The following is an 8,164-nucleotide window of genomic DNA, read 5'->3' on the forward strand; positions in this document are numbered from 1 at the left end:
AAGGTACCGGGTTTTCTTGGTCAGCTAAGCCACCTCAATTAAGCAGCCGTGGACTCTAGAAAGTCCTGGGCGAAGCGCTGCAGTACACCACCGGCGGTGTAAATCGACACCTCCTCGGCGGTATCCAAACGGCACTTCACCGCAACCCGCTCGCTTTCGCCATTCTGGCGGTGGATCACCAGGGTGAGCATCGCCCCTGGCGAAACGGCGCCTTCGACATCAAAGGTTTCGGTGCCGTCCAGACCGAGTGTCATACGCGTAGTGCCCGGTTCAAACTCCAGCGGCATCACCCCCATACCGATCAGGTTGGTGCGGTGAATACGCTCAAAGCCTTCCGCGGCAATTGCCTCCACGCCCGCCAGCGCCACGCCTTTGGCCGCCCAATCACGTGAGGAACCCTGGCCGTAATCCGCCCCGGCAATGATAATCAGCGGCTGCTTGCGGGCCATGTAGGTTTCAATCGCTTCCCACATGCGCTTGACCTCGCCCTCCGGCTCTACCCGCGCCAGCGAACCCTGTTTTACCTTGCCATCGGCGTCGCGCACCATCTCGTTAAACAGCTTGGGATTGGCGAAGGTCGCGCGCTGGGCGGTGAGATGATCACCCCGGTGGGTGGCGTAGGAGTTGAAGTCCTCCTCCGGTACGCCCATTTTATCCAGGTACTCACCCGCCGCGCTGTTCAACTGAATCGCGTTAGAGGGCGACAGGTGATCGGTAGTGATGTTGTCCGGCAAAATCGCCAGCGGCCGCATGCCTTTAAGGGTGCGCTCTTTGGCCATATTGCCCTCCCAGTAGGGCGGACGACGGATATAGGTGCTTTGGGGTCGCCAGTCATACAGCGGGCTGACCTGGGTGCGGGCGCTCTTATCCAGGTCAAACATGGGAATATAGGTCTGGCGGAACTGCTCGGGTTTCACCGACGCTTTAACAATCGCATCAATCTCTTCATCGGCGGGCCATATGTCTTTCAAGGTAACGGGATTCCCCGCCTGATCCACCCCCAGGGCGTCTTTTTCGATATCGAAGCGAATCGTTCCAGCAATGGCATAGGCGACCACCAGCGGCGGTGACGCTAAAAAGGCCTGCTGGGCATGGGGATGGATACGGCCGTCGAAGTTGCGGTTGCCGGAAAGCACCGCCGTGGCGTAGAGATCACGCTCAATAATTTCCTGGGCAATCTTAGGATCCAGCGCCCCGGACATCCCGTTGCAGGTCGTGCAGGCGTAGGCCACCACCCCGAAGCCAAGATTTTCCAGCTCGCTCATCAAACCGGCTTCTTCCAGGTACATCTTGACGGTTTTTGAGCCTGGGGCCAGCGACGACTTCACCCACGGCTTACGCAGCAGGCCAAGCCGGTTGGCATTGCGGGCGATCAGCCCGGCGGCGACCATATTGCGTGGGTTGGAGGTATTGGTGCAGCTGGTGATGGCGGCAATGATCACCGCGCCATCAGGCATTTTGCCGGCTTTCTCTTCCGCCTGCGCCGCCTCCAGACCCACGGCAATGCCGCGTTGCGCAAGCTCTGAAGTGGGCAGGTGGGCGTGCGGATTAGAGGGCCCTGCCAAGGTGCGCGTGACCGATGAGAGATCAAAGGTCAGCACCCGCTCATACTCAACCTCGGTCAAGCTGTCCGCCCACAGGCCAGTGTGCTTGGCATAGGTTTCGACCAGCGCTACCTGCTCATCTTCGCGGCCGGTGAGCTTCAGGTAATCGATGGTTTGACCATCAATGTAGAACATCGCCGCCGTGGCACCGTATTCGGGGGTCATATTGGAGATCGTGGCGCGATCACCCACGGTCAGCGCATCGGCGCCTTCGCCATAAAACTCAAGATAAGCGCCAACTACCCGCTCATTACGCAAAAACTCGGTAATCGCCAGCACCATATCGGTGCCGGTAATACCGGGCTGCAGCTTGCCGGTCAGCTCTACGCCGACGATATCCGGCAGGCGCATCATGGAAGCACGGCCTAGCATCACGCTTTCGGCTTCCAGCCCCCCGACGCCCACGGAGATAACGCCCAGGGCATCGACCATGGGCGTATGGCTATCGGTACCCACACAGGTATCCGGGTAGGCAATGCCGTCACGGTTCTGCACCACCGGCGACATCTTCTCCAGGTTGATCTGGTGCATGATGCCGTTACCGGGAGGGATCACATCGACGTTCTCGAAGGCCGTCTTGGTCCAGTTGATAAAGTGGAAGCGGTCATCATTGCGGCGATCTTCAATGGCGCGGTTTTTCTCAAAGGCGCCCTCTTCCGATCCAGCGTGCTCCACCGCCAGCGAGTGGTCGACAATCAGTTGGGTCGGCACGACGGGATTAACCTTGGCAGGGTCGCCACCCTTTTCGGCAATGGCGTCGCGCAGCCCGGCCAGATCCACCAGCGCGGTTTGACCGAGAATGTCGTGACAAACGACACGCGCAGGATACCAAGGGAAATCCAGGTCGCTCTTACGCTCAATCAGTTGTTTTAAGGCATTGGTGAGCAGTTCAGGATCGCAGCGGCGCACCAGCTGTTCCGCCAGTACGCGGGAGGTATACGGCAACTGTGCATAGGCACCGGGCTGGATATCTTCCACCGCCTCGCGAGCGTCAAAAAACTCAAGCTCAGTGCCAGGTAGCGGTTTACGGTATTGGGTATTCATAGCAGGAAGACTCACAAGAAGGGACTGAAAAAAGCCCGGTGACCAAGCCACCGGGCAGCACGCGAATCAGTCTCGCGCTTCAATCGGCACCCACTCGCTCTTCTCGGGGCCCGTATAATCGGCGCTGGGGCGAATGATGCGGTTGTTGGCGCGCTGTTCAAACACGTGGGCCGCCCAGCCGGTGAGCCGCGACATCACAAAAATCGGCGTGAACAGTTTGGTGGGAATGTCCATAAAGTGATAAGCGCTGGCGTGGAAAAAGTCCGCGTTACAGAACAGCTTTTTCTCCCGCCACATGACTTCTTCAACCCGCTCGGAAACCGGGTAGAGCACTTTGTCGCCGACGTCATCGGAGAGCTTCTTGGACCATTGCTTGATAATCGCGTTGCGCGGGTCGGACTCGCGATAAATCGCGTGGCCAAAGCCCATGATTTTATCTTTGCGCTCCAACATGCCCATGATCTTGCTTTCCGCTTCTTCCGGCGACTGCCAGTCCTCGATCATCGCCATCGCCGCTTCGTTAGCGCCGCCGTGCAGCGGACCGCGCAGCGAGCCAATCGCCCCGGTGACGCAGGAGTGCATATCGGAGAGCGTTGAAGCGCACACCCGGGCGGTAAAGGTAGAGGCGTTAAACTCGTGCTCGGCGTAGAGGATCAGCGATACGTTCATTACCCGCGCGTGCAGCTCGGAGGCGGGCTCGCCGCGCAGCATATTAAGGAAATGGCCGCCGACTGAGTCGTCATCGGTCTCGGTATCGATGCGCACGCCGTCGTGGGAGAAGCGGTACCAGTAGCAAATAATTGAGGGCAGCGCCGCCAGCAGGTGGTCGGCAACGTCCTGCTGCTGATCGAAATTCTCCTCGGTTTCCAGATTACCCAGCATAGAGGTGCCGGTGCGCATCACATCCATCGGGTGAGCGTCTTTGGGGATCTGCTCCAGCACGGTTTTCAGCGCCGCTGGCAGCCCGCGCAGGCTTTTCAGCTTATTAATGTAGTGATCCAGCTCGGCTTGATTGGGCAGCTTGCCTTTTAACAGCAGGTAAGCGACCTCTTCAAATTTGGCTTTTTCAGCTAATTCTTTGATATCAAAGCCACGGTAGGTCAGGCCTGAACCTGTTTTACCTACTGTACACAGCGCGGTGGAACCGGCGCTTTGGCCACGTAGTCCTGCACCTGTCACGGGTTTATCAGCCATGGTGTGTCTCCTATTACTGCTTTTATTTTAAATTGTGTATTTCATTAAACTTTAGCCTCGGCGACGAGGGCAGGTTTCCGCGAGGGCGCTGTGAACCCATCCCTGGGCGCTACTTTCGCCATCTGACCGCCATGGATGGCGGAAATGCCGGATCGTCGGGAACATTTTCCGGCCCTGGTCGAAAGACCCTCGCTCCAACCTGCCCTCTCACCTGTTGGCTTACTGGTCATCACCTTTCTCGGCAAACAGGGCGTCCAGCTTTTGCTCAAAGTCGTGGTAGTTCAGAAAGTCATAGAGTTCGTCGCGGGTCTGCATGATAGACACCACGTCTTTTTGGTGGCCGTTGTCGAGGATGCTTTGGTAGACCTGCAATGCCGCAGCGTTCATAGCGCGGAAGGCCGAGAGCGGGTAAAGCACCATGCGGCAGCCAACGTCACCCAGCTCGGATTGGGTAAACAACGGGGTAGCACCAAATTCGGTGATATTGGCCAGAATCGGCGCGTTGACCCGTTCGCAGAAAGCTTTGTAATCATCCAAGGTGTGTACCGCTTCGGCAAAGATGGCATCTGCCCCCGCTTCCACACAGGCGTTGGCACGCTCAATCGCCGCATCAAGCCCTTCTTTTTGGAACGCATCGGTGCGGGCAATCAAATAGAAGTCGGGATCGATCTTGGCATCCGCTGCCGCCTTGATGCGGTCGACCATCTCCTGCTGGGTAACAATCGCCTTATTGGGGCGGTGACCACAGCGTTTTTGCGCAACCTGATCTTCCATATGAACCGCGGCTACGCCAGCGCGCTGCATCTCTTTCACGGTTCGGGCTATATTGAAGGCACCACCCCAGCCGGTATCGATATCCACCAGAAGCGGCAGCTCGGTAGCGCCGCAGATACGGTGGGCATCTTCCACCACATCGTTCATGGTCGTCATGCCCAGATCTGGCAAGCCGAACGAGGCATTGGCCACACCGCCTCCGGAGAGGTAAATGGCTTGATGGCCCACTTTATCGGCCATTAGCGCAGTGTAGGCATTGATAGTGCCTAAAATGGGCAGCGGGCGGTTAGCTTCTAGCGCGACCCGAAAGCGGGCGCCGGGAGTCATCTGGGACATGGGACTTTCTCCTATTGCTAATTTTTAGTTATGTTTTAGCGTTGTGATTCAGACGTTGACTGTTCGAGGGCCACGGCGTAGCGATCGGCCACATTGGCTCGGGAGGCGCTGACATGGCGGCGCATCAACAGCTCGGCCAGTTCCGCGTCGCCGGCCTCAATGGCATCCACAATGCGATGGTGCTCCACAAAGGCCCGCTGGGGCCGGGTGCCACTGGCACTAAACTGGGTGCGGTAAAGGCGTACAAGGTAGTAAAGATCGTCGCAGAGCAGGTTCATTAGCATCTTGTTATGGCTGCCCTGAACGATGCAGTAGTGAAAATCGAGATCGCCTTCGCGCTGGTAATAAGCTTCGCCACGCTGTAGGTCGGCCTGGCCTTCGTGCAGCGCCAGCACATCCCGCAGGCCCTGAACCTCTGCCGGTGACATATGCTCAGCGGCCAAACGCGCCGCCATGCTCTCCAAGGCTTCACGCAGATCAAAAAGCTCTAGAAGCTCTTTCATCGAGAGTTTGACCACCCGTGCGCCCACATGGGGAACCCGTTCAATCAGCCGGTGTGCTTCCAGGCGCCGCATTGCCTCACGCAGCGGCCCGCGGGAAATACCGTAGGTTTTCGACAGTCCAGGCTCAGTAATCTTACTGCCAGGCGCGAGCTCGCCGCGCACGATAGCATCCTGTAACTGATGAAATACCCGCTCAGCGAGCGTGCGCACCTCAGGTGCAGCTGATTCAGAAGCGTGCTCAGTGGCACTTTTTTCAGTGGCACTTTTTTCAGTGACACTAGATGGAGTAGTAGCGAGAGAAGCCATATTTAATTGTCGACAATTGGAAAGTAAGCCAACTCTAGCGTGTGCCAATTGAACCGTCAACCAGCCTTGTTAGCCGATTTTATTCGCCTTTCGTTGTATTAGCAGGCGCAACACAAATCAGCTTGTCAACAATCATGCCATTTTAGCGCTTAACACTGTGTATAAAGCCGTCCGTGAGAAAGGCGTCGAAGCCCTGCGCTGGTGTCATCGTCTATGCCCCTCTAAAATGATTCGCCCTTTACTGGCTAGGCGTTTGCTTAATGATCAAGGCGTTGACGATATCTGCCCTGCCCTACTCACCCAACCCGTTGGGCATATTCGCTTGCTTGCGCGCCAGGCCCGGCGCGGTGCTACTCGATAGTGGCCGCCCTATCGCCACCGGTCGCTTTGATATTATCAGCAGCGACCCGCTTGCTACGCTGGAAGTTTCTCATCATGGCAAAGCGAGTATTGAGTCGGATCAGCTTAGCCCCCCGGCACACTTAGCTGACGATGGGTTTGCCCTTCAGCAGTGGTTACTGGATCAACTGGATGTTCCTGATGAAACCAGTGAACTCCCTTTTCTAGGCGGGCTAATAGGTTACTGGGGCTACGATTTAGGCCGTAAAACCTTATCAATCCCTAGCGGCCAGACGAGCCCCGTAACATTACCACAAGCCCGTTTAGGGCTTTACGACTGGTGCATCACCCTAGATCACTTGGCCCAGCAGGCATGGTTAATCGCCACCCCACAGCGTCGTGAGCAGGTGGAGAGCTGGCTTACCCAAACGCCAGCGCCGACTAGCTCGTTTACTTTGAACGATGCCTTTAAGGCAGAACTTAGCCACGCCCAATACGTCGCGCGCTTTAACGCCGTGCAGCGCTATATTCGAGCGGGTGACTGCTATCAAATCAATCTGGCTCAGCGCTTTTATGCCGATTACCAGGGGGATGAGTGGCAGGCGTACCTGCAGTTACGCAAAGCGACCCCCACGCCCTATTCAGGTTTTATGGCCTGGGGCGATAAGGCCGTACTGTCACTTTCGCCCGAGCGGTTTATTCAGTGCCGCAACGGCGATGTCGAAACACGGCCGATTAAAGGTACCCGCCCGCGGGGCGCCACGCTTGTAGAGGATCAGGCGCTGGCTGAACAGCTATTGAGCAGCACTAAAGATCGCGCTGAAAATGTGATGATCGTTGACCTGCTGCGCAATGACCTGGGCCGTGTCTGCCAGCCAGGCTCCATTCGCGTTCCGCAGCTATGTCGCTTAGAGAGCTACCCTAACGTGCACCATTTAGTTAGCGTGGTGCAGGGAACGCTGGCAGGCAACTACACCCCGCTGGCACTGCTTAAGGCGGCCTTTCCCGGCGGCTCAATTACCGGTGCACCTAAAATTCGCGCGATGCAGATCATCGATGAACTAGAACCCTGCCAGCGCAGTGTTTATTGCGGCAGCCTTGGCTATGTCGATGTGCGCGGCAGCATGGATACCTCCATCGCTATTCGCACTATGGTGGCAGAGGCGGGAAGGCTGCATGTATGGGGTGGCGGGGGCTTAGTAGCTGACTCCCAAGTGGACGAAGAGTACACCGAGACGCTGGATAAAATCCGCCACCTTATTGGCGCTTTGGAATAAGCAGCGAAAACTCTATATCAAAAAGGAATATAAAAGCCTAACTAAACGGTATTGGGGAGAGTAGCCTCGGGTTTGATAGCCTAGTAACCAAGATTTTACACCCGAACAGGAGGCAGTATGCCCTCAGAGCTTGAAGCAATTAATAGAGATTTCGCAACTAATCCTCAAGGGTTAGTTGAGTGGGCGCTGGCCCAGGGCGCACAACCTATTTGCACCACCAATTTTCGCCCCTTTGAGGCGGTGATCCTGCATATGGTCACCCAGGTGCGCCCGGATATTCCCATTGTATGGATGGACAGTGGCTACAACACCGAAGCCACTTATCAGTTTGCTGACGAGGTCATTAAACAGCTCAATCTTAACCTAGTGAGCTTTATACCCCGACGCACTCGCGCCCACCGTGAAGCGCTGGAAGGCCCTATGCCGGGTATCGATGACCCGCGCCACGCGGCCTTTACTCAGGAAGTCAAAATCGAGCCCTTCGAGCGCGCGCTTCATGAAATGCAGCCCGACGTATGGTTCACCGCACTGCGTGCTGAAGACACTCCCGAGCGTGCCAAAATGCAGGCTGTTAGCCGCAACAGCGATGGACTATTGAAAGTCGCCCCGCTGCTGCAGTGGAGCGCCAAAGATATGTACCAGTATCTACAGGCGCATAATCTGCCTAACAACTTTGACTACTTCGACCCTACCAAGGTGGAAGAGAAGCGCGAATGCGGGCTACATTTACAGCACTAATGTGCTCACTGACGCTTAGGGCCTGTTGACGTTTCATCGCGAACCGCGT

At 56.7% G+C, this 8,164-nt stretch carries 6 protein-coding genes; 2 read left to right on the top strand and 4 right to left on the bottom strand.

What is annotated here, in order from left to right:
* Positions 1-38: 38 nt before the first annotated feature.
* The 4 genes from acnD to KUC_RS10810 form a co-directional block, all read right to left on the bottom strand.
* Complete coding sequence (acnD, locus tag KUC_RS10795; RefSeq protein WP_007113233.1) at positions 39-2,648, bottom strand: Fe/S-dependent 2-methylisocitrate dehydratase AcnD; 2,610 nt, start codon at positions 2,646-2,648, stop codon at positions 39-41.
* Between the two features lie 66 nt (positions 2,649-2,714).
* Complete coding sequence (gene prpC, locus KUC_RS10800; RefSeq protein WP_007113234.1) at positions 2,715-3,842, bottom strand: bifunctional 2-methylcitrate synthase/citrate synthase; 1,128 nt, start codon at positions 3,840-3,842, stop codon at positions 2,715-2,717.
* Positions 3,843-4,061: 219 nt separating this feature from the next.
* Positions 4,062-4,952 (bottom strand): methylisocitrate lyase, encoded by an 891-nt coding sequence (gene prpB / locus KUC_RS10805; RefSeq protein ID WP_040480673.1) that lies wholly within the window; start codon positions 4,950-4,952, stop codon positions 4,062-4,064.
* 35 nt (positions 4,953-4,987) lie between these two features.
* Positions 4,988-5,761 (bottom strand): GntR family transcriptional regulator, encoded by a 774-nt coding sequence (locus tag KUC_RS10810; protein ID WP_007113236.1) that lies wholly within the window; start codon positions 5,759-5,761, stop codon positions 4,988-4,990.
* 260 nt (positions 5,762-6,021) lie between these two features.
* Here KUC_RS10810 and pabB point away from each other — a divergent pair, with 260 nt between their 5' ends.
* The gene (pabB, locus tag KUC_RS10815; protein WP_040480675.1) at positions 6,022-7,377 is read left to right on the top strand and encodes an aminodeoxychorismate synthase component I; all 1,356 of its coding nucleotides are present in this window, start codon (positions 6,022-6,024) and stop codon (positions 7,375-7,377) included.
* 117 nt (positions 7,378-7,494) lie between these two features.
* Positions 7,495-8,115, top strand: coding sequence for a phosphoadenosine phosphosulfate reductase domain-containing protein (locus KUC_RS10820; protein WP_007113239.1), 621 nt, complete (start codon positions 7,495-7,497; stop codon positions 8,113-8,115).
* Positions 8,116-8,164: the final 49 nt, after the last annotated feature.

Source organism: Vreelandella boliviensis LC1 (assembly GCF_000236035.1).
Lineage (GTDB): Bacteria > Pseudomonadota > Gammaproteobacteria > Pseudomonadales > Halomonadaceae > Vreelandella > Vreelandella boliviensis.

Bases quoted from the DNA above. Each gene is read 5' to 3' on its own strand.
- acnD (WP_007113233.1), bottom strand. From the start codon at position 2,648: ATGAATACCCAATACCGTAAACCGCTACCTGGCACTGAGCTTGAGTTT.
- prpC (WP_007113234.1), bottom strand. From the start codon at position 3,842: ATGGCTGATAAACCCGTGACAGGTGCAGGACTACGTGGCCAAAGCGCC.
- prpB (WP_040480673.1), bottom strand. From the start codon at position 4,952: ATGTCCCAGATGACTCCCGGCGCCCGCTTTCGGGTCGCGCTAGAAGCT.
- KUC_RS10810 (WP_007113236.1), bottom strand. From the start codon at position 5,761: ATGGCTTCTCTCGCTACTACTCCATCTAGTGTCACTGAAAAAAGTGCC.
- pabB (WP_040480675.1), top strand. From the start codon at position 6,022: ATGATCAAGGCGTTGACGATATCTGCCCTGCCCTACTCACCCAACCCG.
- KUC_RS10820 (WP_007113239.1), top strand. From the start codon at position 7,495: ATGCCCTCAGAGCTTGAAGCAATTAATAGAGATTTCGCAACTAATCCT.